At 51.9% G+C, this 21,924-nt stretch carries 25 protein-coding genes; 6 read left to right on the forward strand and 19 right to left on the reverse strand.

Annotated features, from left to right (window positions below):
• Window positions 1-136: 136 nt before the first annotated feature.
• Complete coding sequence (locus tag QPL98_RS07590; protein ID WP_303293106.1) at window positions 137-712, forward strand: GNAT family N-acetyltransferase; 576 nt, start codon at window positions 137-139, stop codon at window positions 710-712.
• Between the two features lie 408 nt (window positions 713-1,120).
• Here the strand turns inward: QPL98_RS07590 and panB are convergent, their stop codons facing one another.
• The 5 genes from panB to QPL98_RS07615 form a co-directional block, all read right to left on the reverse strand.
• Window positions 1,121-1,951 carry a 3-methyl-2-oxobutanoate hydroxymethyltransferase gene (panB, locus tag QPL98_RS07595; RefSeq protein WP_104417066.1) on the reverse strand — a complete coding sequence of 277 codons (831 nt, stop codon included), beginning with the start codon at window positions 1,949-1,951 and terminating at the stop codon, window positions 1,121-1,123.
• Window positions 1,952-1,973: 22 nt separating this feature from the next.
• Window positions 1,974-2,321 carry an AzlD domain-containing protein gene (locus tag QPL98_RS07600; RefSeq protein WP_104417580.1) on the reverse strand — a complete coding sequence of 116 codons (348 nt, stop codon included), beginning with the start codon at window positions 2,319-2,321 and terminating at the stop codon, window positions 1,974-1,976.
• 3 nt (window positions 2,322-2,324) lie between these two features.
• Entirely contained in the window at window positions 2,325-3,044 is a 720-nt protein-coding gene (locus QPL98_RS07605) for an AzlC family ABC transporter permease (protein WP_104417579.1), read from the reverse strand.
• Window positions 3,041-3,571 (reverse strand): helix-turn-helix transcriptional regulator, encoded by a 531-nt coding sequence (locus QPL98_RS07610; protein ID WP_278350837.1) that lies wholly within the window; start codon window positions 3,569-3,571, stop codon window positions 3,041-3,043. Before QPL98_RS07610 ends, QPL98_RS07605 begins: the two co-directional genes overlap by 4 nt.
• Before the next feature lie 437 nt (window positions 3,572-4,008).
• On the reverse strand, window positions 4,009-4,638 hold the full coding sequence (locus tag QPL98_RS07615; RefSeq protein WP_303293019.1) for a LysE family translocator: 630 nt from the start codon (window positions 4,636-4,638) through the stop codon (window positions 4,009-4,011).
• A gap of 254 nt (window positions 4,639-4,892) precedes the next feature.
• On the opposite strand from QPL98_RS07615, the gene QPL98_RS07620 reads away from it, so the two are divergent.
• From QPL98_RS07620 to QPL98_RS07635, 4 genes are all read left to right on the forward strand, one after another.
• A complete protein-coding gene (locus tag QPL98_RS07620; protein ID WP_303293020.1) occupies window positions 4,893-5,363 on the forward strand; it encodes a DNA-binding protein in 471 nt (156 codons plus the stop codon).
• Window positions 5,360-8,350: a class I SAM-dependent DNA methyltransferase gene (locus tag QPL98_RS07625; RefSeq protein WP_303293021.1), complete on the forward strand. Its 2,991-nt coding sequence runs from the start codon at window positions 5,360-5,362 to the stop codon at window positions 8,348-8,350. The genes QPL98_RS07620 and QPL98_RS07625 overlap by 4 nt, the downstream gene beginning before the upstream one ends.
• On the forward strand, window positions 8,338-9,087 hold the full coding sequence (locus tag QPL98_RS07630) for a hypothetical protein (protein ID WP_303293022.1): 750 nt from the start codon (window positions 8,338-8,340) through the stop codon (window positions 9,085-9,087). The genes QPL98_RS07625 and QPL98_RS07630 overlap by 13 nt, the downstream gene beginning before the upstream one ends.
• 228 nt (window positions 9,088-9,315) lie before the next feature.
• Window positions 9,316-9,720 (forward strand): LysR substrate-binding domain-containing protein, encoded by a 405-nt coding sequence (locus tag QPL98_RS07635; protein ID WP_303293107.1) that lies wholly within the window; start codon window positions 9,316-9,318, stop codon window positions 9,718-9,720.
• Window positions 9,721-9,778: 58 nt separating this feature from the next.
• Here QPL98_RS07635 and QPL98_RS07640 read toward each other — a convergent pair whose 3' ends face one another.
• Entirely contained in the window at window positions 9,779-10,690 is a 912-nt protein-coding gene (locus tag QPL98_RS07640) for a LysR substrate-binding domain-containing protein (protein ID WP_303293023.1), read from the reverse strand.
• A gap of 116 nt (window positions 10,691-10,806) precedes the next feature.
• Between QPL98_RS07640 and QPL98_RS07645 the strand changes: the two genes are divergently transcribed.
• A complete protein-coding gene (locus tag QPL98_RS07645) occupies window positions 10,807-11,754 on the forward strand; it encodes a sterol desaturase family protein (RefSeq protein WP_303293024.1) in 948 nt (315 codons plus the stop codon).
• Window positions 11,755-11,802: 48 nt separating this feature from the next.
• Here the strand turns inward: QPL98_RS07645 and QPL98_RS07650 are convergent, their stop codons facing one another.
• From QPL98_RS07650 to QPL98_RS07710, 13 genes are all read right to left on the reverse strand, one after another.
• The gene (locus QPL98_RS07650; protein WP_303293025.1) at window positions 11,803-12,153 is read right to left on the reverse strand and encodes a rhodanese-like domain-containing protein; all 351 of its coding nucleotides are present in this window, start codon (window positions 12,151-12,153) and stop codon (window positions 11,803-11,805) included.
• A gap of 8 nt (window positions 12,154-12,161) precedes the next feature.
• The gene (locus tag QPL98_RS07655; RefSeq protein ID WP_303293026.1) at window positions 12,162-12,908 is read right to left on the reverse strand and encodes a glutathione S-transferase N-terminal domain-containing protein; all 747 of its coding nucleotides are present in this window, start codon (window positions 12,906-12,908) and stop codon (window positions 12,162-12,164) included.
• Window positions 12,898-13,518, reverse strand: a complete 621-nt coding sequence (locus tag QPL98_RS07660) for a carboxymuconolactone decarboxylase family protein (protein WP_303293027.1) — start codon at window positions 13,516-13,518, stop codon at window positions 12,898-12,900. Before QPL98_RS07660 ends, QPL98_RS07655 begins: the two co-directional genes overlap by 11 nt.
• Entirely contained in the window at window positions 13,511-15,043 is a 1,533-nt protein-coding gene (locus QPL98_RS07665; RefSeq protein ID WP_303293028.1) for a GMC oxidoreductase, read from the reverse strand. Before QPL98_RS07665 ends, QPL98_RS07660 begins: the two co-directional genes overlap by 8 nt.
• The gene (locus tag QPL98_RS07670) at window positions 15,040-15,534 is read right to left on the reverse strand and encodes a hypothetical protein (protein WP_303293029.1); all 495 of its coding nucleotides are present in this window, start codon (window positions 15,532-15,534) and stop codon (window positions 15,040-15,042) included. The genes QPL98_RS07665 and QPL98_RS07670 overlap by 4 nt, the downstream gene beginning before the upstream one ends.
• Window positions 15,535-15,628: 94 nt before the next feature.
• Window positions 15,629-16,537 carry a LysR substrate-binding domain-containing protein gene (locus QPL98_RS07675; protein ID WP_303293030.1) on the reverse strand — a complete coding sequence of 303 codons (909 nt, stop codon included), beginning with the start codon at window positions 16,535-16,537 and terminating at the stop codon, window positions 15,629-15,631.
• Window positions 16,538-17,079: 542 nt separating this feature from the next.
• Window positions 17,080-17,763 (reverse strand): aspartate/glutamate racemase family protein, encoded by a 684-nt coding sequence (locus tag QPL98_RS07680; protein WP_031209954.1) that lies wholly within the window; start codon window positions 17,761-17,763, stop codon window positions 17,080-17,082.
• 269 nt (window positions 17,764-18,032) lie between these two features.
• The gene (locus QPL98_RS07685; RefSeq protein ID WP_303293031.1) at window positions 18,033-18,410 is read right to left on the reverse strand and encodes a carboxymuconolactone decarboxylase family protein; all 378 of its coding nucleotides are present in this window, start codon (window positions 18,408-18,410) and stop codon (window positions 18,033-18,035) included.
• A gap of 59 nt (window positions 18,411-18,469) precedes the next feature.
• Window positions 18,470-18,826: a MerR family transcriptional regulator gene (locus QPL98_RS07690; RefSeq protein WP_031209955.1), complete on the reverse strand. Its 357-nt coding sequence runs from the start codon at window positions 18,824-18,826 to the stop codon at window positions 18,470-18,472.
• Between the two features lie 117 nt (window positions 18,827-18,943).
• A complete protein-coding gene (locus tag QPL98_RS07695) occupies window positions 18,944-19,417 on the reverse strand; it encodes a hypothetical protein (protein ID WP_303293032.1) in 474 nt (157 codons plus the stop codon).
• Between the two features lie 374 nt (window positions 19,418-19,791).
• Window positions 19,792-20,124, reverse strand: coding sequence for a tRNA-binding protein (locus tag QPL98_RS07700; RefSeq protein ID WP_023008454.1), 333 nt, complete (start codon window positions 20,122-20,124; stop codon window positions 19,792-19,794).
• A 21-nt stretch (window positions 20,125-20,145) separates the two neighbouring features.
• Window positions 20,146-21,045 carry a DMT family transporter gene (locus QPL98_RS07705; protein ID WP_303293033.1) on the reverse strand — a complete coding sequence of 300 codons (900 nt, stop codon included), beginning with the start codon at window positions 21,043-21,045 and terminating at the stop codon, window positions 20,146-20,148.
• An 84-nt stretch (window positions 21,046-21,129) separates the two neighbouring features.
• A complete protein-coding gene (locus tag QPL98_RS07710; RefSeq protein WP_023008456.1) occupies window positions 21,130-21,861 on the reverse strand; it encodes an AraC family transcriptional regulator in 732 nt (243 codons plus the stop codon).
• Window positions 21,862-21,924 lie beyond the last annotated feature (63 nt).

The following is a 21,924-nucleotide window of genomic DNA, read 5'->3' on the forward strand; positions in this document are numbered from 1 at the left end:
AGGGCAACTTTGGACTTGAATGATGCGCTGTATTGCTTGCGTTTCTTGCTCATGATTCTCCTCCTTATGGAGATGATGAATCAGAGCTTAGGCACCTGTCCAAAATTTGGGGTCCACTTCAGTACACACGGTGTATGTGTTTCAAACGAAAAGACTAATCGTAACGCAGCTATCCCATCAAGATATTCCCGCGCTCACTGAGATACTGAGTGACCCTGAGGTCATGAGGTATTCCGTTCGAGGGGTTTGTGATGAAGAAGCTACCCGCAAATTTATAGGTTGGTGCCAGGAATGTTACGCATCCCATGGTATGGGTCCATGGGCATTAACTGAGAAGAGGTCGGGAAAACTTTTTGGTTTCTGTGGTATTGGGCCGGAGCTAGTCGGAGGGGTTGAGGAGATCAACCTCGGTTATCGATTAGCGAGGCGATACTGGAATCAAGGGCTTGCAACCGAAGCTGTTAAAGGCGTGCTGCGGTATGCCTTCGATCAAAAACAGTGTGAGTCAGTAGTGGTCATTATAGAGCCAGACCATACGGCCTCAGTTCGAGTAACTGAGAAGGCTGGATTCTCCTGCTACACCATGCAAGAGTTTCATAAGAAGAGGGTGCGGCTGTATCGGATGACAAATGAAGACTGGCGCCTTCGTCTCCACGATGAATTAGCTGTAGTCAGGAATCAACGACCCAATCCCGGTAGAGCTCAGGGGTAATTTCTTCAATCAACACAGGCTCTACAGGAACTCGCGAAACCCACTGGAGAGCATCTATTTGCTCAAAGGTTTCAGATCGCAACGTATAGATATACCCCTTCTCATGCCAACTTACTTCAGTATCCCTCAGCACTATCCGGGGTGGGCGTTGCGAGGTGTCGACCGAGAAAACTGCACGAGGGCTCAGGGGGTAATATGTGATTGCAAACGGAACAGCTAAATCCCGCTCTGAGACAGCATAAATACCGTATTCGTTGTCAGCCTCACCATGCCCAATGCCCTGGGCTGGCTCTAGCCGGACGGTTTTTTGTCGACTACCGTGATAGAGGTACTCAGGCTTGCCCAGGTTCGGCTCATTCCCTTTGTTTCGCACTTGTTCACACACAACCCCTTGGCCCTCCCGACAATCTAAGTTGGTTGCTTCTTAATCCCAAAGCAATGCTCCTCTGCGGGAAATTCGCCGGCTCTGACCTCTCTTTCATACAGCGCAAACACATCCTTGATTTGGGCGCTCAGATCGACGTACTTTTTGGCAAATTTCGGCGTGTAGTCAGAGAACAAGCCTAGGATATCCTCCGTTACCAGCACTTGGCCATCACACTCGGGAGATGCGCCAATACCAATGGCAGGAATGGTTAAAGATTGCGTAACACGCCGCGCGGCGGCTTCAAATACCCCTTCAATTAAGACTGAGAACGCGCCAACAGACTCAAAAGCCTGTGCTTCTTCAACCAACCGTTTGGCTGCAGCCTCATCTCTGCCCTGGGCCTTAAATCCGCCCATAGTGTTTGCATGCTGAGGACGCAAGCCAATATGTGGCATTACCGGTATACCACGACTGACCAGGAACTCCACCGTTTCAACAAGCTCTAACCCACCTTCAACCTTGATGCCCTGAGCACCAGTTTCTGTCAGTAAGCGCGCCGCGTTTCGGAAAGCCAGCTCCTTGCTTTCTTGATACGAGCCATAGGGCATATCGATAACGACGCAGGCTTTCTGGCTGCCACGCACCACTGCTGCACCATGGTTAATCATCATATCCAGAGTAACGGGCAGCGTAGAATCGTATCCGTAAGCCACCATCCCTGTGGAATCCCCGACGATGATCAGATCGACAAAAGGGTCCATGAGTTCTGCCATGGGCTTCGTGTATGCTGTAAGGGAAACAATGCTACCTCGTCCTTTCATGGCCTGAATCTTAGAGGTTGTTATCTTCTGGCTGGAAGTATGAGTACTCATATTCACTCCTATCCTTGATCAGTTAAATCACAACGAAATTGAGAAACCGCACCACACCAAACACCACAACGCCCGAGACAACCGGCCACCCCAGGGACTTTGTTTTCCACCAGACTAGCAGGGTTACGCATCCCCCAACAGCCGTTGCAACCCAGGCATTCAGGGTGCCGGCTGCGGGAACCAGCGAAGCCCCCAGCATGGCCGCAATCATCACCGGGCCGAGCACCCCGAGCCACCTGGGCATGGCCGCTGTACCGCCCTGACTGTCTTCCCGAGCCAGACGCCTCTGCATCCACACCAGTGGTAACAAACGCATTAACAATGTACCCGCTGCGGCAACCATCACCGCAACCCACAGCTCACCAGCCATGCGTTAAACCTCCGCCCGTGTATTGGATTGCATCACAAAGAACACCGCCGCGCCCAGAAGCGCCGCAACCGGTATCGCCATATTGGGCAGGCCATTAGCCGCGAACAACAACGCCACGACAATGGCACACCCGAGCGCTGCAGCCCATAACCAGGAAGTGAATCTCGGGGCCAATAGAACCACAAACAGGGCCGGTAGCGCGAAGGGCATAACGTCATTCAGTAATGGCCAGCGCCCGGTCAGCTCCTGCCCCACAAAAGCTCCTAGGGCCGTGCCCCCTACCCAACTGAACCAGGCCAGCAACATGGCGCCAGTGAACCACCCCAGGCGTTCCGAGGGTGGCAACGCCGGCAGGCGGGTGTGCGCCAGAGCGAAGACCTGATCCGTCAGCCCGTGCATCAACCAGAACCACCACCGGTTCCCGTTGAGCCAGGGGGCCAGGTTCGGGGCATAAACCAGATGCCGGGCATTGATCAGCAGCGTCATCACCACCACAAGCCACAAGGGGGCTCCCGAGGCCACCATGCCAACAAACAGGAACTGGGAGGCACCCGCATAGATAACCAGGGAGATGATGATGGCTTCCCAGCTGCTGAAACCGGCCTGATTGGCGATCAGGCCAAACGAAATCGCCACCGGAATGTAGCCACCGAGCAGCGGAGTCGCATCCCGTACCCCACTCACCCACGCGCGCCCGCCCGCACTGATTGCCTGGTCGCTCATGATTCCTCACCTTCTTTCTGATACACGATGGTGACCAGTAACGTGGCCCAGGAGTCCCGGGTGCGATAAAGGTGAGGTTGCTCCGCATCGAAGGTGTGACTCTGCCCAGCCCGCAAATGCTGGCTGTGGCCAGTGACACCGACTTCCAGCTGACCACTGACAACGGTAACGGATTCCTCTGCTCCCGGCGTATGGCCCTCCGCCATGCGTGTGGTATTGGGAGCGCACGACATCCAGTAAGCGTCTACCCGGGGATTGTCTTCCCCCTGATCCACAAGCCGGACCTGCACACCTTCCTCACCAACCGGCACACGGATCGGGGCAACGAGGTTGCCGAAGGGGACATTAAGCTGAACCGCCAGTCGCCAGATGGTATCCAGGGTCGGATTCCCATTTCCCTGTTCCAGGCGGGAAAGATTCGACTTGGCAACACCTGCAGCGGCGGCCAGCCCCGAGAGCGACCATCCGCGAGCTACCCGAAGGGACTGAAGGTGTCGCCCCAGGGTTTCGAGAGAATGCTGATCCATGTAAACCACTTCCAATGTTCCATTTATAGAACGTTCTACAAAAGGAACAAGGAAATGTCAATTATGAGGTGCTAATAGCGGCAGCATCCTAGTGCTACTAAGGCTCTCGTTCGCATCCGGCTAACACCAAGGAGGTGCCGCCTGACGCGCCGTCACTGCAATTAAACAGCGGGCATTCACCAAGGCATTGTCTACGTATTTATCAGTGCCAAATGGAAGATTTAATGAGATGCGTATCCGGGGCGCCTCGTCCAGCAACACCAGGTGATGCTCCACGTTCTAGATGGTGACATGCTTCGTACTCTCTAACCCTATTTCTACCATCCCCACAGTGTTGCCAATCAGCATCACCGAGATACTAACTTCTTCACGGGTTCGAACCACGGAACAACTGCATGCTCCCAGCTTCCTGATCTCTTTTCTATGTCCTATACGTTTCAAACCGACCTTTTTGCCAGCAATGCCCACACCCCAGCAGAAGACAAGAGAGTGCCGCCCACCACATTAAAACGACGTTGTACTCTGGGCGAGGTGAGAAACCGACGGGCCGATGCGGCAAACAGAGCGTACAGTGTTGCGTTGATCGTGGCCAAGACCACGAATGTAATCGCCAGAAGCCAGAGCTGCTGCGTAACGTTCGCGGCTGGCGTCACAAACTGGGGCAAGAACGCAACGAAAAAAACAATTCCTTTTGGGTTAAGGGCGGTTACCAGATAGGTATTGAGGAACAATTTCCATCTCGATCCACCCCCTGCTGTCTTTTCGATTCCTCCAATTTGAACACCAGAACGTAGAAGCTTAATTCCCAGGTAAAGGAGGTAAAGACCTCCGGCCCACTTGACCACTGTGAACCAAAACGCTGAGGTGGTTAAAAGAGCTCCCAAGCCTAGTAGAGAAAACAGAAGAGCAGTGGAGTCTCCGAGAGCAACGGCAAGTACCAATGGGACATTCGCGCGCGCGCCTTGAGCAATCGAATAGCTAACTACCGTCAAAATAGTGGGGCCGGGAATAACGAGCAGAGCCGTAGAAGCAACAGCAAATGCGAACCAAATTTCTAATGACATCATTTGTGCTCCCTAAACTGAGCCGCCAAACCGCCGACTCTCTCCAATCTGATTTGTATAACTCTAGCGAGGCGGCTACCCCATTTAAAGCCTAAAGCAACCCCGCAGATTGGGAGTTTGCCCAAACAACACAGCTCTATATCCGTCTCACCTCCCCCAGTTAGTAGGTCTCGCCAAGCTCCGAGCATGTTTTCTCTGATAAAACTGTTCTATAATATGAACAGTTTTGCTCTAGCTCTAAAACAGAAAGCGTAAAAATGCCTGCCATCAAGTCGTTCACCGCCAAAGATGTTTGTGCCGCCTTAGGAGGAATAAGCCGGTCAAAGCTTCACATGTGGGCGCAACTGCCACCATTTTGCGACAGGCCAACTCGTGAAAGGAGCGCACGACGCTTCACAAAGGCAGATTTAATTACGTTCGCGGCACTGCAAACACTAGAGGACACCCTGGGTATGAAACGCAGAGATGTCCAACGAGTCTCAGCCGCTGTCCATCGTTATGTCAGCGCACCACGTCAGGCTCCTGGAGCTGAGTTAATTTTTATTCCACAGGAAAACCTGGACGAGGGAGAAGCCGTTTATTTGCTCCGAGGCCAGAATCCCACCGGCCTGGGCTGGGTTGTCGATATGTCCAAAGAGCGAGAGCGTATCGATTGGTACCTGGGATTCGAATGTTCTCAACGAGAGCTACCCTTGATCACAAACATCGCATCAGGGCAGCAAAGATGAATTTGCTACAGGAATTCGGTGCACCTAACGAGAGCTGTGTGGATCTGCACGACAACCTGGATGCTCGTTGCCTGAGGTATACAGATCTATATCGGAATCGAGAACGCCCACTGGTTGACTATGTTGTTGAACATCAGGTCCAGGCGCTGCTATACGTCGTCGACCAAACTCACTTTCGAGATGACGTGTTACCCGTTCGTGATCTCCAGAAAATTCTTGCCATGCGGGGCGAGCCGGCTTGGTTGGGCATATTGAAACCGGGACGACTGGATATTTACGCCACCGATCTGCGCCCCTCAGAAGACACGACCCCAGTCTGGTTTTCTCGCGATTCCAACGATGCACCAAGCATTCTTCCCAGACTTGCTCAGGGTGAGGACTTCGTAGCGCCTGCTACTCTGCGCCTGCGTGATGTCCTTCTCGATTTGATGAGCGATGCAGGCGAAGCGCTGCGCGATCTTGGCGTATCAACTCACGAGGCAATAGCACTCACGGGTAGAGCGCTGTTTCTGCGCTACTTGATAGGTCGAAAGATTGTGCTCCCCGAGAATCTGGCCGATATCGCTCCTAGTGCCAACTCACTAAAAGAGTGCATGGACACAGATGCAGCACTGGCAGAGACTAATCACTGGCTCGATAAAACCTTCAATGGCGACCTTCTAACTCTCCCCGCTACCGATTACGCCGTTTATTTCCGCCAATTAGTTCAACAACACGGGCCAAGTGTCACTCAACCTTTGAGCGCTATAATGACCCTTGATACCGCCATTGAACCCGGCGCGTCACAACAGCGGCTCGATTGGGGGGATCTTGATTTCGATCACCTGCCAATTGGATTGTTAAGTGAAACCTATGAAGAACTGGTCCATCGGTTCGATCAATCCGCCCGTCACGCCACGAGCGTGTACTACACGCCCTATCACATTGCCGAATACATGGTGGAAGAAGCCTTCCACGCACATCCGGAGGGCTCAAACGCGAAGCTACTGGATCCTGCTTGCGGGGCCGGCGTATTTCTAGTCGCCGGACTACGTAAGTTAGTGGAATTACGCTTTCGCGAAACTGGTAAACGACCATCGCGCCAACAAATTCGAGACATGCTTCATGAACAACTGGTTGGCTTCGATACCAATAGCCATGCCCGCACGCTTGCAGCATTAGCCCTATACCTGACGGCCCTAGAACTTGATCCACATCCCGCACCACTTGAAGAGCTGCGTTTCAAGAAACTTGAGAGCAGTGTTCTCATCAACGTTGCTGACCCGGAATCTAACAGTAATAAGCTGGTGCCTATGGCAGGCAGCTTGGGTGATCACGTGTTTGATCACTACCAGCATGCCTTTGACCTCGTCATTGGCAATCCGCCCTGGACCAGTTTAACCAAGGAGTACCGAAGCATTGAACGGATTTTTACCAAGAGGTGTAGAGAGGTAGCTGCACAACGCGGTCTGGATGAAATCGCTAAGTCTTATCAAAACCCAGATGGCGTTCCCGACTTGCCCTTTGTTTGGGGAGCCATGGCTTGGGCCAAGCCCGGTGGACGCATTGCTTTGGCATTGGCAGGGCGCTGGCTGTTCAAGCAATCTCACAAAGGAACTGCGGCTCGCAATGCGATATTCGAAGCCCTGAAAGTAACGGGTATCCTTAATGGCGCTGCACTGAGGCAAACCCGGGTCTGGCCAAGTGTAGATCAGCCGTTCTGCCTACTGTTTGCCGACAATGAGCTGCCAGAGCCAGATAATCAGTTTATCTTCGTTAGTCCGCATTATGAACCAAACCTGAACGCTAAGGGTCTGTTGCGAGTCGATGCTAGTGATGCCACTCCGGTCGCTTTTGATCTGGTCAAAGCCAATCCGGCTGCGCTAAAAACCTTGTATCGCGGCACTGTGCTGGATGTAGCCATCATCAAAAAGATCAGGCTGCGAGCACAATCGACCATCGGCAACTATTGGAAACAAAATGCGAACCTTTATGAAGGGCAGGGCTTTCGGGTAGCTGATCGGGCATCGGATGATAGCTTCCTTGCAAATAAGCCCACACTCAGAGCGAACTATAATTTGCATCCCTTTTTTGTTGAGAGTCAATCCCTTGAACGTTATGTTCCGGAAGGGTTGCATCGCCCCAGAATGCCTGAAATATATAAAGCACCACTATTGCTAGTGAGAAAAACGTTGCGGGAAGATCGCGCTAGGGGACGCGCGTTGTTAAGTTTTAGCGACTTGGCATTTTCTGAATCTTATTATGGATACTCAACTTCTGGTCACCCACTCTCAGAGTTTCTAACCCATTACTTGCTGGTTTTGCTTCACAGTAAACTTTTTGAATACGTAACCCTGATGACGAGCGGAGAGTTCGGTGTTGAACGCGAGGTTCAGCAAAAAATGGACATTAACCGTCTTCCCTTTATTCCACCGGAGAGCCTGTCGTCAGATCAACGTCAGTCCATAGAAACTTGCGCAAAGAATTTGATCCACAACCATCCTGATTGGTCGTCGCTCGATTATACCGTTGGACAGCTCTATGGTTTGTCGACTACCGACCAACAGGTTCTTTCGGATACTCTCATGGTAAACGCCCCCTACGCATCAGCTCGCGACAAAGGGTTGGCGAAGACCGAAGAGGAACAGGCTCAGGCTTTCATCGCTTGTTTGAAAAAAGAACTGACTGGGGTGCTTGGTGCAGGCGGCCATCAGGTGCAAGTGCAATTCTTAAATAATATCAAGGCAGCCCTCCCGTGGCGCTTTATTTCCATCACATTGGAGGGGAGATCAGCACCACTTGAGCTTCCTGAAAATTGGATCCAACAAGTAAGCAGTCTCGGCGTCAGCCGAATCACTTTACTAAGTTCGACGCAGCCCAGCTTGATAGTTGGGCTCCTTAACCGTTATCGATACTGGACACAAAGCCAAGCCCGCCTGCTTGCATCAGATCTGGTCTGGGAATACGGGGCGCGTTTAGAGGAGCTCAGTCAGCAATGCGTGGATTGATGACAGGGCTGGGCACAGACGCTGAAGGTCCATGCAAAATTCCAGTATTCTTAATGGAAGTAGTTCAAAATGCGCTCGCTCACGCCTGGCGTCAACTGCTCAAGGAAGTCGCCGAAGGGCAATTCTCCATTTGCGGCGAAGAAGAAGACACCATTACTGAGCGGCTTTACATGATTCTGGATGAACTTTCCAGCAATCATCCAGAGTCTATTAAGGGGCTTTCACTTTTTCAGACCCCTGTTCGAGAGGGTAACCTGCGAAATCGAACAGGAACCAGGCTCGATTGCCAGCCCGATCTCACATTCCGTCCGCTTCGGGGTCAATTGGTCACCAGAAGCAATGCGATGGCAGCAATACTAGTCGAATGCAAACCCATCGATTCTGCACACCCTATCGGCAGTACCTATTGTAAGGCGGGCATAAGCCGGTTTGTTAAAGAAGATTATGCTTGGGCAGTAGACCGCGCGCTCATGTTGGGATATGTGCGCAATATCTGTGATCTGCCTAACGGACTTACTTATGTACTGGACAGTGCTACGGGGCGAAAAGAGTACCGAGTCAAGAAAAGAACAACCCCGCTTCGCCAGACAATTTATGGTGACGTAGTTTATTCGAGCGTGCATTATCGCGGCTCTAACGCAAGCCGCCAAACTTCTAACCTGCCGATTGCCTTACATCATTTATGGTTGAAGACTGAAGAGCCCTGTGAGAACACCCGATGTAAAACATCAACGTGAAACCTCAATGGTATGAGCGCAATTTCCTGCATAGAACATTGCATGTTTACCTTAAGTCGCAAGCATTAAACGATCCCTTTCTCCAAGGCACATGCCGTCGCCCCAGCCCGATTTGAAACTCCCAACTTGTTGTAGATATTCTGTAAGTTGCTTCGTATTGTTAGAGGCTCCTAGGTCGAACGCAGGAGTCCATGTTTTTGAATAAATTGCAACCTGAGTATCACCGTGGTGGATGACGGCGCGGATCCACACCAGGCCCCGCTGCGACCCGGTAATACCGAGCAGTTGTCAAAATTGACTCTGATTCACAGCCGCACCCATGTGAACGACTGGGCCGAAGCGGCCCTTGCCATGGGTATCGACCTGAGCAGGAATACGCAACTGTACTTCAACGATTCCTTCTCGGCCATTGCCGCCGCCGAAGCAGGTTCCGGGGTGGCATTGGGTCTGCTACCAATTATTCAGAAGCGTATTGATGCGGGTAACTTGCGAGTATTGTTGCCAAGGCCTGTTCCCATCAATATGGGGATCTGGCTGGTGTACCCGCCGGCATTGGAAGAACATCCGGGCTTGGCGGCAGCAAGGCAGTGGCTTGAGGAAACTATGGGAGGTATGTCGACGACACTCCAATAGACTACGATGGTGCTTTGGCTTGGCATTCTTGTATAGAGTTTTTAATGCAACAGGTGCCTCATAACCGTTTCGTCAGATCTATAACACACTGCCTAAGCCATTGATGTGCCGCATCATTGTTAAAAGAACAATGCCAAACCATAAACACGTCAAAAAAGGCGTCAGGGGAGGGAAACGACAGCGTTCGTATGGCCTCACGTTCCATAAAATAGTCTGCCATTCTCCTGGGTAGTGTGGCGATCGCGTCTGTCGCTGCAACCAGTCTCGGTATAGCAACGTATTGATTGACCCGAGCAGCCACACGGCGACCTCCGGTGAATGGCTTCCCCAGCATTCCTTCGAGTAAGGTGTGACTGCTATCGCCAACTGCAAGTACCACGTGGCGCTCGCTCAAAAATTGATTCACGGTAACGGATGTATTTAAACGCGGGTGATTCGCGCCACAAATAACTACCAGCTCTTCACTGAGGAGTTTGCAGCTTTGAGTGGTGGCGCTTACAGATGGTCGAGCATCAAAGAAAAGGTCCAGCTCTGCCTGCTCAAGTTGAGCAAAAACTTTAGGATCAGTATTCGGATAATTTTGTAGCGATAGGCCACCTTTGTATTTTTCCAACGTTCGCAGGAGTTCTGGCAGCAGAAGATGCTCTCCGTAATCCCCCATCGCGAGCTTGAAGTTACGCTCTGAATTTTCGGGATCGAAAAATTGTTTCGATTCGATTGCAATTCGGATGGAAGACAGAGCCTTTCGGATTTCAGGGTATATTTGGACGGCATGATTACTGGGACGCATGCCATTCCCGCGGCGTACAAATACCTCATCTTGGAACGTCAGTCGAAGGCGCCCGAGTGCCTGGCTGACGGCCGACTGTGTCATGCCAAGTTTTTCTGCGGCAGCAGACAGACTGCCATACACCATGATCGCTTCGAACACGGTGAGCAGATTGAGATCTACACTTCTTAGATTTTTCATGACCAGTATATTAGGCTCGCTAATATTTTTTATTCAAGTTATTAACTAGGAATGCTTGCCTCAGTTACCTACCCTCAACGTCATAACAGACAACACAAAAAAACTGAGGACCTTGCATGTTTGAGTTTTTCAATATACCCGAGGCAGTCGAAGAGACGGGTAAAGTTGCTGCATTAGTCACGGCCCTTTTCCTAGCCTTTTTCTCGCTGTATGAAATCATCAGCGGTCAGACGCGAGACGGAAAAAAAACCTTTAGTGACTGGGCTATGTCCGGTTTATCCCTTGGTTTTCTTGCGACATTACAGCGCCCCGCTCTCACAGTGGTGGTTTTCCTTTTGATGGCAGGGCTTTTCCCAGCCCATAGCGGTGCGCTCGCCTGGCTTGAAGCAGCGTACTTCTGGCCAACGCTTGTCGGTTTTCTGCTTATCGATGAGTACCTGCACGGAAGAACTCATCTTTTCGCCCATAGCCGTAAACCGAAAAGTCGATGGCTCGGCAAGGTACAGAACTTTTATAAGGCAGCGCACCGCCCTCACCACCTCAACGGCGGACCAGACAAGCGCGGGGAGATCAGCGCCAGTCAGACATTCGTTGAAAACTGGGCTTGGTGGTTGATATTGCCAAACTACTGGTTCGGGCTTGCATGCCTGTACCTTGGGCTGTATGAAGTTTTTCTATGGGGGACGCTCTCCAAGGTCGTGTGGGGAATGCACGTCCATACCAACTGGAAATGGCAATACGATCTTTGGCTTCTCAATCATCACAACAGCCTCGTGCGTAAAGGCATGCGTGCGCTCTGCCATATTTTTACATTCCCGAATATGCATCACCATCACCATAGCCGCACGGCAAACTCCACTAAGAACATGACCAATTTCATCTCACTCTTCGATTGGTTGCTTTGGGGCACTCTGAAAATTGAGACTGAACGCCCTAAAGTTTATGGATGGCGTCAGTATAATGCTGAATCAACGAGCGTTTTACACCGTTTCTTCCATAGCACTGAACCTCTTAAGGAGCCCCGTCAGCGTGAATATGCATCGGTAAGTGCCAGCAAGGAATAGCATTCAGCGCTCCGATGCAGTGTCGCCGTCGGAGCGCTAACTCACCGGCTATTTTTGACCCCCAACAATTGGATAACCTTGATTCCACCAGGCCTTCATGCCGCCTTCTAACTGCTTCACGTCATACCCGAGTTGTCTCAGTCGCCGAGTGGCCGGAATGCTCCGGTGAGCGGATAGACAGATCGTTACAACCGGTTTGCTCTGTTCCAGTGAAAGCCCGGTGATCGATTTCTTGGAAAAGTGGGTAATCGGCAGGTTGACCGCGCCTTCAATATGACTTTGTTGAAACTCCGCCGGTGTTCTCACGTCGACAATCTGAACATCCTTCAATCGCTCATTCAGTAGGTCGGGGGATATTTCCGGCACCCGGCCAAAAGGTAACCAGTCGAATAAATTCATAAACTATCCTACAGCTGATAAGTGCGATTCAGGTATTGGATAATGTGTTTGGATTCGAACAGCTTTTCGCCCGTATTCGGATCTTCGAGGAAGGGAAACTGCACGCGCCCCGCCTCTCTCAGGAGTCGCTCCCGGTTTGTACCGGGCACAGGGCTGTATTCACCCAGCACCGGACGCAAGTTGCTGAGGCCCTGGTCCGCCAACTGTTGCTTGCCGCCATTGTAAAGCTTGTATGGCAGTCCCAGTTCCGTCAGTCGTTCCCTGACCAGTCTTGAGAAGGGGCTCGATTCAAAGCTGAACAATATCAGTGGTTTTTCCGGGCGAGATGCCTTTACACCCCGCAAGCCACGCATGAAGCGCAGACCGGTAGCCAGCTTGTTGAGTGGTCGCAGGAACTTCCCTTTTTTTTCAGGCTTGCTCTCAGCTCCATACTTTTCATAAAGATACCTGGTGATCTGATCACTGCCCGCCATCGATTGGCCGGTATTTTCGTCAACCAGATAGGGAACCTGTCCTTTGCCGCTGAGCTGAGCGAGTTCCTCCCGAAACCCCGGTTGCCCCTTCGGGCAGGGTTTGATGAAAACGTTCAAGTCCAGTTCCGTTAATACCTCTCGAACCGTACGGCAGTACGGGCAGCCCTCCATGTCATACAACACCAGCCAGTGTTCTGGCTGTGCTGTGCGCACCATCGCAGACGTGCCGCGCCATCCACGGGCGGTGGATGACAGGGTCGATGTAGCAATATCAATCAGCATTTTGACCTCCTAACTTCTCTGTACTCTGGGATTTGGATTTGAACCGGCTGTCGTTCGCTTTCCTCGCCCGGGAGGCAATGAGCAGCAGAACAGGCGCTGCGACAACAGACACGATTAATTCCGTCACAACGGGACTGCCTGCTTTCGGAGCTCCCCTTAATCTGCTCATGAGTGCGTCAAAGGTGTTGCCGCTTAGGTTGCCCAGGTAAATGGCATGCAGATAGGCGTTAATTTCGATGCGTTGCCAACCGTTAAAAACCGTCTTGAGACGCTCGCGTGCATCCTTTGAGACCTTGCCCCGGTTCTCTGCAAAATGCTGGGCATAGAGAATCGCGATGGCAGTATCCTCTGGCAGGCTGGTCCCCTCCGGGTTGGCGAGAAACTGATTGAGCTCGTCCAGATCAACGGCGTTTTTGAGTGCCATCTGCGTGTGGAACCAGTCGCAATAGCGACAATCGTTAACCGACGTGCAACCCAGCATGATTTGCTCCCGGAGCGCGCCGGAGGTTGCCGGGTGGATCATCGCGGTAATCAGCCGCGGTCCATACAACAGATTGAACAACAGGCTGCGAGCGAAGCCCGCCAGTGTGAAGGTTCGTTTGTTAAACATGAGCGGGTTTCCTTGAGCGTTTAGGGGCCGTCCTGGGTCGAGGCGTGCGTTTTTTGTTCGCTGTCATGCCCAGAGCCAGATGGCGGGACCAGGCAGCGATTGTCATCGAGGGCGGCATCCCCGGCGACGCGGGTAAAGCCGACGCATCGGCAATATAGAGTCCGGGTAGGCCATAGACCTGGCCAGTTCCATCCACGACGCCATCCCGTTCGTTCGCCGCCAGTCTGGCTCCGCCAAGGGGATGTACCGTCAACGGTTGGTTTTTCAGGAAACGAACGGGTTTGCGACTGCGGCGGGCCACCTCAGCAAAGAACGCCTGAATGTCTGCAAGAATGCCGTTGTTCTGGGCGATGTACCGAAATTTCAGGCGTCCGCGCTTCCACAATGCGACACCGTCCGCGCGATCTCGCCCCATTCCCACCAGAATGGCATCACGGCGCAGACGAGCTTTTAGCCATTTGGGCAAGGGCAGCGTGTTAACGCCGTTGAAACCGAATCGCGTAATGTAGGGGCCGGGCATGGCTTTTCCAGTGCCGGCATCGCGCAGTGCAAAACGGCCGTGGGTTGGAGTGCCAAGACTGAAATCCGCGCCCTGTTCGTTCAGGGCCCACCATGCAACGCTGTCGCCGTTGCCGCTGAATCCCAGTCCCAGGGCAGGCATCCCTTTCAGTCCGCCGATCGCCCGGCTATGGAAAAGAAGTCTCAAGGTATTGAGGGTTCCTGCTGCCAGAATGATCCGATCCGCTATCAGATACCGGCGTCGTTTTATGCGGTGGTCCATGATCTCCAAGCGATAGCCCCCGTCGGGCAGCATCCACAGGCTCAGGCACTCCTGTTCGGCGGCCACCTGCAATCCTTTTTTCATCGCTGGCAGAATCAGGACACGATCAAGCGTCGCTTTGGCACCGTTGGCGCTGCCAAAATAACTGTTGTTGCAGTAGTCCTCCTGCTCTCCGGCCATTCGAGTAGACATGGCCGGCTGGGGAACGCCCTCATCCGCAACGAAATCCTTTGATTCGGCAAACGCCCCAGGTGTCCAGTTCGGAATCTGCTCCTGGGCATCCGGTACCCGGGCCCCCATGCGATCCAGCATCCAGGCGTAGTGATCGTCCATGGCTTCAGACGAGACGCCGTCGACGTGGTTGTCCCAGTAGTCCGATTCTTGCGGGCGCGTATTCATCGCACTGTAGACATGACTGCCTCCGCCAACCCCGTTACTGCACACCACCGTCATGTCCGTATCGAGATGGAGATCGAACAGCCCGCGGCTAGACAAGCGCTGCCCTTTACCCAGAATGCCTGGGAGGCTGACCCGGTGGATCAGATGAGTAAGCGCTTTTCGTCCAACCGGCAGGCTGGCGCGGCGCTCAATACCGGCTTCCCGAACCGCCTCGGAATCTCGCCAGGGGCCGCGCTCAAGCAGTAGTACCTGTTCCCCCGCATCCACCAGTGTGCTGGCCGCCACCGCACCTCCGAAACCGCTACCAATCACGATGGTGGGGTAATGAATCAGCTTTTCTATCATTGGTCGATCTCCCGAAGCGTAAAATACAACAACGTCTTTACACCGTTTCGGGTTCGGTAGCGCATGCGAGCCAGCCACAAGCCGTCCCTGAAGGGTCTGACCTCGCCCAGGATCGGGCGCATTATCCTGGGGTTAGCCGGCACATTGTAATCAAGCGAAATGACAGACGACTCGGCGGCATGGGTTTTCTGATATGCGCCCCAGTCCAGGGTCAAGCTTCCCAGACCCCAGCGGTTGGCTCCGCTTGAGGAACTGAACTGTTTACCGCGCCAGGGATTGATCCAGGTTCCCAGCAATCCATAAACAACCCGTTTTGCGATAGCGGGAGCTCTGTTAAGCCCGGTTATTCCAATCAAACGGCCCTGATAAACGCCCTGTAATTCATCCACCGTCGGTGCGGCGAGTGAGTCGAATAACGCGTCCAGGTCATCCTGGCGATGCGTATCAAGAAAGCACGAAGGCGGAAGCAAATGCTGTTCGGCGGTCGCCATTGTGATGTGTCCTCAATCGTGAATTGTAGGACGATCATCACGTGTGGCGGCTGGCCTGACAAACGGGCATTTCTTTAGCGTCGGATTAGAATTTTTAACCCGAATCGGGTATTGTACGGGAGTCGAAAGCACTTAATGCAGACTGAATCCAATCAATGAAAGCGCGACCACCGGCGGGCAAATCACGGTTCTTCGGGTACACCGCGTAGATGGCCTCATCAAGCGGACCCAGCGGTGGAAAGGGAGCTTCAACCCGGCCGGCATCCACCAACGGCTGCTCAATCGGGTACAACGCGAGGGCTGCACCAAGGGTTTCTGCGGCCTGAATAGCTGCGGGATAATCATCAACCTTGTAGGCAGTACCCTCACTTGCGGGCAGACCCAACTGGTCAAAGAAACGTTTCCAGGCACCCGGACGCTCCGCCATGTGAATCAGGGGAATCTGCGCCATTGCCTGCAGGTTTTGCGGGAAACCGTATTGTCTGGCATACCCTACCGGCGTAATGACCTGAATCATCACGTCACTCAGTTTCTCGTGGTTCAGGCCCGGCCATGGAGGCTGCCCAAAACGGACGGCGATATCGATACCTTCCGAAAGCAGGTTAGCATTGGACAGACTGGTTTCCACCAGTAACTCGACATCTGGATGCGCCTGGTGGAATTCCGCCATATTTGGTAGCAGCACACGATTCGCCACCGGTGGCATCACACTTACACGCAACTGCGAGTTCTGATTGCCTCGTACCGCAGCCGTCGCACGTCGTAGTCCATCTAGATGGGGTTGGATCAAGGTCAATAACTGCTCTCCATCGTGCGTTAACGCCAGCGAACGGTTGCGACGGAGGAATAACTGCTTGCCAATGCTGTCTTCCAGTTGTTGGATCTGCTGGCTGACCGCGGAAGGTGTGACGTGCAGCGCCTCCGCTGCCTGCTTGAAGCTCAGTAACTGAGCAGCGACTTCGAAGGTTAGAAAAAAATTCAGATTGGGGAGTCGAGTTTGCATCAAGAGATTGTATCTCTGATTTTTGGCCTTTGCCCGAATTGAACAGTGAGATACCGTTTCTACACCTCGTTTATGGTGGCGATACTACCACCTACGTTGGTGTCCGGAATCATTGAACCACTACACCATTGGTTGTAAGGGGCAGAAACTGGAAGTTCTAGCAGTTCAGTCACCCAATCCTCGACGCCTTCAGGGTATTTTCCCCAAGGCGCCTCGCGGCCGCCAAAATCACGTTCAAACACGGTCGCAAGGCCCTCACTCACTACCCCATCCATAAAGGAGTTGGGGGCTGCCCTACCATGCGGCGAGCATCCTTTGAGAAATACCGGCAATCATTTGTATCAAGGAATAGAGGAACGATCATCCATGGCTCCTTTCAGTGAGCCCCTGGCAGCACAACGCCAGCCAGCATGCGCGGCTGCGGAATGGAGGCGAAGCCACAATGTAGTAGACGTCGCCTTGTATGGATAATTTCTGCCGTGTTTAGGCAAAGGCCCGCCCCCAGTAGCCGCTGGAGGCCTTCATGAGCAGCTCGATGAGAGCTACTCAATTGCATACTCAACAGCCGCATCTGCTAAGGCAATGGTAGAATCAAGAACTGGCAAGTAGGAATTCTCTTTAGTAACAACCAACGGAAGCTCTGTGCATCCAAGGATAACTCCCCCGGCACCTTCAAGGGCGTATTTTTTGAGCAATTGTAAGAAGAACTGCTTGGATTGATTGCTGACATAACCACTTACCAGCTCCGCCGTAATATACTGATGTATCTGAATTGCCTCGTCATTGTCTGGCCTCATCAGCTCAATACCACTACCTGAAAACTCCTTGTCATACACATCACCTTCAATTGTAAACCTTGTTCCCAGCAAAAGAACCCTATTGATATTCTTAGACTCAGCCATCCTACGGACAGACGACGCAATGTGAAGCCAGGGAAAAGGCAACAAAGGCTCAACTATGCTGTAAACATCATGCGGTGTATTAGATGGGCAAATCATAAAGTCCGCGCCGCTCCTGTGTAACTTCATTGCAGATTGGGCAATAAGTTCAGCCCACTTTTCCCGTCTATTTGGGCCTGCGTTGACGTGTTCAGAGAACGAAAAGGAATGAAGAGATATTTCAGGGTGACAATGTTTGCCCAAGCGCGTTGTCGAAAAGGAGCAAATCCGCCTATATACGAGTGCAGCACCTTCCGCTGTTACTGCCGCTATACCTATGTGTTTCATACAATTCTTTTGATACCTAACGAGGCTGTAGAAATAAACCCGCCCCTTTTTCCGATGGTGCTCCTACGTAAAATCTGGGAGTATTTTCGATGATGAATGCTCCAGGTTTTAAGAATAGGCGCATTTTTTAGTTCATTTACTGACCAATTTCGGGTCAGGAAGATCTCGTGACTTTTTTCTACAGCCCCAACGCCAACAATAAACGGCTGCTTTTACGAAACGGAGAAAACGCCGCCCAAGGGAAGTCCACCGTCTACTTGAGCGACATGTTATGCCCGCCGTTCAGAGAGCACCTCTTTGAGAGCAAACATACCATTTAGTGCTGCTGGGAAACCTGCATATACTGACATTTGGATAATGACTTCTTTTAGTTCCGTCTCTGTACAACCAACATTAAGTGCTGCATGTAAATGCACTTTCAATTGTGGAACGCAGTTGCCCATTGCGGTTAAGGCTGAAACTGTTGCCAATTCTCGTGATTTCAAATCTAAACCTGGTCGGGAATAGATATCTCCAAACGGATATTCGATGGTATATTTGCCTAAATCAGGACAAATATCTTCTAGACTATCGATAACCTTTTGACCGGCTTCACCATCAATTTTTGATAGTAAATCGAAACCTTTATCGAAACGTTCATTTCCCATTGCGTGCGCTCCTATTTAAATAAAACCAGCACACCTTACTACTTAGAGTTAACTCTAAGTCAACTCACTTCTCCGCTTTTGTATAAATTAATTTTATCATCCAAGGTCTTCAGGTGCTCATTCTGCTGCCTGATATGCTCTATCAAATTTCTTTGATGTTTTTCTAGAATAGCTTGCCGCTTTTGTACCGTTTGTGTACCCAACTCCCTTAGAGACGCATATTTCTGAATCTCTACGAGAGGCATACCTGTATCTTTTAAGCGTTTTATGAATTTTACCCAATCAATATCCTTTTTTGAGTAAACTCTGTGACCACTAGTGTTTCTTTGGACATGTTTAAGTAAACCTATTTTTTCGTAGTAACGAAGGGTATAAGCCGACAATTCGACTCTATCCGAAAATTCTCTCATGTTCATGATTTCTACCTAGGGCATAACGAATGAGCTTAGCGGCGACCTTGTAATGGAGGCGTAGCCGCAATGGAAAGGGCGTCCGGCGGACATCGGCCGCGTACTACAGCGACTTTTTAACAATTATTTCTCGACGACTATAAACATACGTTCGTCAATTCCGGACCCTGAGCGGTAGGTATACTTCAAAAAGTGCGACTCACCATCAATTGAGGTGTCAGTACTGCTGAAAAAAGCGTCAAGCACCTGATCCACTTTTCGAGGCGCATACATTGCCCCCAATACAGATACCCATGCTCGGGCTAGGGCTTCATCCGCATGTTTGCCATACCCCCCATCTCGAGTCCAATCGTTCCATAGGAACTTCACATTTTTCACCTGACCGTTGCTCGGATCTTCATTGATGAAAAACTTAACAGTCTCTGACTGTCCGCCGACACAGCCGTATAGAGCTCCCCAGCTACCACTTCCGGGGGTTATTTTTGGACTTGCACATTTAATCTGATCCGTCACCCTATCAGATTCGTTATTGAAACTATCAAAAGCCAACGAGCTGGCCGCGTATAAGGCTAAGGCAAGGAATACTACGTATCTCACTTGATCTCCATATTGTTAACAGCAATTAGGCAGCGCGCTTTATCATTGAAGAAATTTGACTGGGTCATTATTACTGCCGGTAAACCATCAATCACGCCACACATAAATCAATGAAACAATAGCTTAGCCAAGCATGGCCATCTCTGCCATGTAATCATTGAGCGCCCGCGATTTGCTCCTCCAATCATACTGGATCAAATGGATGTGATGGGCCTGGAAGCTCCGGAAGCAAGCCCTGATTCGAGTGTTCGCTTTTGTTTAGGAGTTTGGGCAGCTTCAATGGTCGCAAAGCGAACATTTGCATTAGACGATTGCGTGGAGCTTTGCGGCTATTTTGGAGCAGCGAATCGGAGGAAGGTGTAAGCCGCCGGAACTCAGAACAAGCGTTCCCCGTTATCCACCTTGGCATCGGGTCTTACCAGAGTAACTGCGCCGTTCGCCGTTTGCACGCCAGTGACCAGGCACTCAGACAGAAAAGGGCCGATCTGTTTAGGCGGAAAATTGGTGACGGCCAGAACCTGCTTGCCGATGAGCTCCTCCTTGCCATAGAGGTTTGTAATCTGTGCACTCGATTTACGAACACCAATGTCCGGCCCGAAATCCACTCGCAATTTATAAGCCGGTTTGCGCGCTTCAGGAAAATCCATCACTTCAATGATGGTCCCGATCCGTAGTTCAACCTTCTCGAAATCGTCCCAGGTAATCATCTCACTGCTCCTTTGACGTAGTTAGTCTGTTAACAAATCTGGCTCGGCGACCTTTCGGCTCTTCGCACGACCCGCGATCAAGGAACCAATGACGATCAGGATGCTGGCACTCAACACGGCAACTGTAGCCTCGCCGAATCCGGCAATGATCAACAGGATCACTGAAATCAGTGGCGCACTGTATGCCAGGGTTCCCAGTAACTGGATGTTTCCGTGCTTTACACCATGGTCCCAGGTGAAGAATGCTATGCCCACCGGTCCGAGGCCGAGCCCCACCACGCCAATCCATTGAAGTGCGCCTTCTGGCCACACTGTTTCCTCCCATAAAAGGTGACAAATCAACGCCAGAAAAGCCGTGACACCGCAGAACCAGCCCACCGCATCGGTCGGTACCGAGCGAACCAGTCTGCTGAGAACGGAATAGGATGACCAGATCAAAGCGCAGGACAGAGCCACCATGTAACCCGGCAGGTTCTCCCAGTAAAATCCATCGGCATTACGGCTGATCAACAACCAACAACCTGCCAAGGCAACCAGGGCCCCAACGATGTACTGACCTCGTAGTTTCTCACCCGGCAGGAAGGCCGACAGCAGGACGATTAGCAGCGGCCATAGGTAAGCCAGAAGGCTGACTTCAACGGCCGGGGCCAGTGTCATGGCCTTGAAGTAGGCAAAGTGATACCCGAACAAACCAACGATGCCGATGCACCATGCAAGCGGCGATTGCCGTAAATAATGCACACCGGAATGTCCCGAGAAGACCCAGCGACCGCACATCAGCAGGAAAGCGATACCGAAGGTCATGGCCATAAGCTGGAACTCAGGAATCTCACCACCGGAAAGCTTGGTCAGCAAAGCCAAAGTGCCCCATAACAGAACCGAAATTGACCCGATCCAGGTTGCGGCGGTAACGGATGCCATGAAACCCTCCCGAAACTCTCATGTGTGAATGATTGCAGAAGGGTATCCAGTGCGAAGGGTAGGAACTTTCAAATCCTGGCGGAACTATTTCGAAATACGGCGGAAGTGGCTGGGCGCTTTGCCAAAGTGGGCTCTGAACCTGTCGCTAAAGGCCGATAACGATGAATAGCCGACAGCGTCGGCAACTCGCTGGACGCTGAGCCCCGACTGCTCCAGAAGCCGCCAAGCTTCTTTCATTCGTAACTCGGTGAGGTATTGATGCGGCGTCATGCCGACCTGGCGCCGAAACAGATCGTTCAACTGCCGAATGCTCAGATGTGCCACTGCAGCCGCCTCAGCCAAGGACAGCGGTCGGCTGAAGTGTTCGTCCAGCAATTGTTTCGCGGCGAGGACTCTGCGGTCCAGCTTCAGCTGACTTCCATGGCGCTCCTGAAGCAACTGAATCAGCAGAAGCAGCATTTGATGCTGGGTAAAATCCGACTCAGTCCCATGTTGGAGCTGTGCGTGAAGGAACTGGACGTAATGGAGCAATGCCGGATCGAGGTCTACGAAACAAGGTAGCTTGTCTAGCGCCGGGGCCAAGCCTTCGGGGACATCTGCAACCAAAAACCGATTATCGTCGGTCGCAGCATACCCATGGCCAATTCCTGCGGGAATGATTGCCGCTCGATGCTGCGCAACCTTCCCTTCTTTGGCATCTACTGACAGAGATAACGTTCCCACCAACGGCAATACCAGTTGGTGGTGGTCGTGGGAGTGGCTTTTTCCCTCCTCCTCGTAGGTTCGTAAATGCAAGCCGATCTCAGAGTGCTTCATACAACCAGTATAATCAGAAATATAGGAGAATCATCACAGAACCACTCTTTCATCCACCTCTCA

This window comes from Marinobacter sp. ST-43 (genome assembly GCF_030541085.1).
GTDB lineage: Bacteria > Pseudomonadota > Gammaproteobacteria > Pseudomonadales > Oleiphilaceae > Marinobacter > Marinobacter nauticus.

What these genes read in the sequence shown, in the direction of transcription:
- QPL98_RS07675 (WP_303293030.1), bottom strand. Translation starts at nt 16,537, where the DNA reads ATGCAAACTCGACTCCCCAATCTGAATTTTTTTCTAACCTTCGAAGTC.
- panB (WP_104417066.1), bottom strand. Translation starts at nt 1,951, where the DNA reads ATGAGTACTCATACTTCCAGCCAGAAGATAACAACCTCTAAGATTCAG.
- QPL98_RS07665 (WP_303293028.1), bottom strand. Translation starts at nt 15,043, where the DNA reads ATGATAGAAAAGCTGATTCATTACCCCACCATCGTGATTGGTAGCGGT.
- QPL98_RS07620 (WP_303293020.1), top strand. Translation starts at nt 4,893, where the DNA reads ATGCCTGCCATCAAGTCGTTCACCGCCAAAGATGTTTGTGCCGCCTTA.
- QPL98_RS07670 (WP_303293029.1), bottom strand. Translation starts at nt 15,534, where the DNA reads ATGGCGACCGCCGAACAGCATTTGCTTCCGCCTTCGTGCTTTCTTGAT.
- QPL98_RS07650 (WP_303293025.1), bottom strand. Translation starts at nt 12,153, where the DNA reads ATGAATTTATTCGACTGGTTACCTTTTGGCCGGGTGCCGGAAATATCC.
- QPL98_RS07640 (WP_303293023.1), bottom strand. Translation starts at nt 10,690, where the DNA reads ATGAAAAATCTAAGAAGTGTAGATCTCAATCTGCTCACCGTGTTCGAA.
- QPL98_RS07615 (WP_303293019.1), bottom strand. Translation starts at nt 4,638, where the DNA reads ATGATGTCATTAGAAATTTGGTTCGCATTTGCTGTTGCTTCTACGGCT.
- QPL98_RS07685 (WP_303293031.1), bottom strand. Translation starts at nt 18,410, where the DNA reads ATGGGAAATGAACGTTTCGATAAAGGTTTCGATTTACTATCAAAAATT.
- QPL98_RS07705 (WP_303293033.1), bottom strand. Translation starts at nt 21,045, where the DNA reads ATGGCATCCGTTACCGCCGCAACCTGGATCGGGTCAATTTCGGTTCTG.
- QPL98_RS07680 (WP_031209954.1), bottom strand. Translation starts at nt 17,763, where the DNA reads ATGAAACACATAGGTATAGCGGCAGTAACAGCGGAAGGTGCTGCACTC.
- QPL98_RS07645 (WP_303293024.1), top strand. Translation starts at nt 10,807, where the DNA reads ATGTTTGAGTTTTTCAATATACCCGAGGCAGTCGAAGAGACGGGTAAA.
- QPL98_RS07605 (WP_104417579.1), bottom strand. Translation starts at nt 3,044, where the DNA reads ATGAGCGACCAGGCAATCAGTGCGGGCGGGCGCGCGTGGGTGAGTGGG.
- QPL98_RS07655 (WP_303293026.1), bottom strand. Translation starts at nt 12,908, where the DNA reads ATGCTGATTGATATTGCTACATCGACCCTGTCATCCACCGCCCGTGGA.
- QPL98_RS07610 (WP_278350837.1), bottom strand. Translation starts at nt 3,571, where the DNA reads ATGGATCAGCATTCTCTCGAAACCCTGGGGCGACACCTTCAGTCCCTT.
- QPL98_RS07660 (WP_303293027.1), bottom strand. Translation starts at nt 13,518, where the DNA reads ATGTTTAACAAACGAACCTTCACACTGGCGGGCTTCGCTCGCAGCCTG.
- QPL98_RS07690 (WP_031209955.1), bottom strand. Translation starts at nt 18,826, where the DNA reads ATGAACATGAGAGAATTTTCGGATAGAGTCGAATTGTCGGCTTATACC.
- QPL98_RS07710 (WP_023008456.1), bottom strand. Translation starts at nt 21,861, where the DNA reads ATGAAGCACTCTGAGATCGGCTTGCATTTACGAACCTACGAGGAGGAG.
- QPL98_RS07630 (WP_303293022.1), top strand. Translation starts at nt 8,338, where the DNA reads ATGCGTGGATTGATGACAGGGCTGGGCACAGACGCTGAAGGTCCATGC.
- QPL98_RS07700 (WP_023008454.1), bottom strand. Translation starts at nt 20,124, where the DNA reads ATGATTACCTGGGACGATTTCGAGAAGGTTGAACTACGGATCGGGACC.
- QPL98_RS07600 (WP_104417580.1), bottom strand. Translation starts at nt 2,321, where the DNA reads ATGGCTGGTGAGCTGTGGGTTGCGGTGATGGTTGCCGCAGCGGGTACA.
- QPL98_RS07625 (WP_303293021.1), top strand. Translation starts at nt 5,360, where the DNA reads ATGAATTTGCTACAGGAATTCGGTGCACCTAACGAGAGCTGTGTGGAT.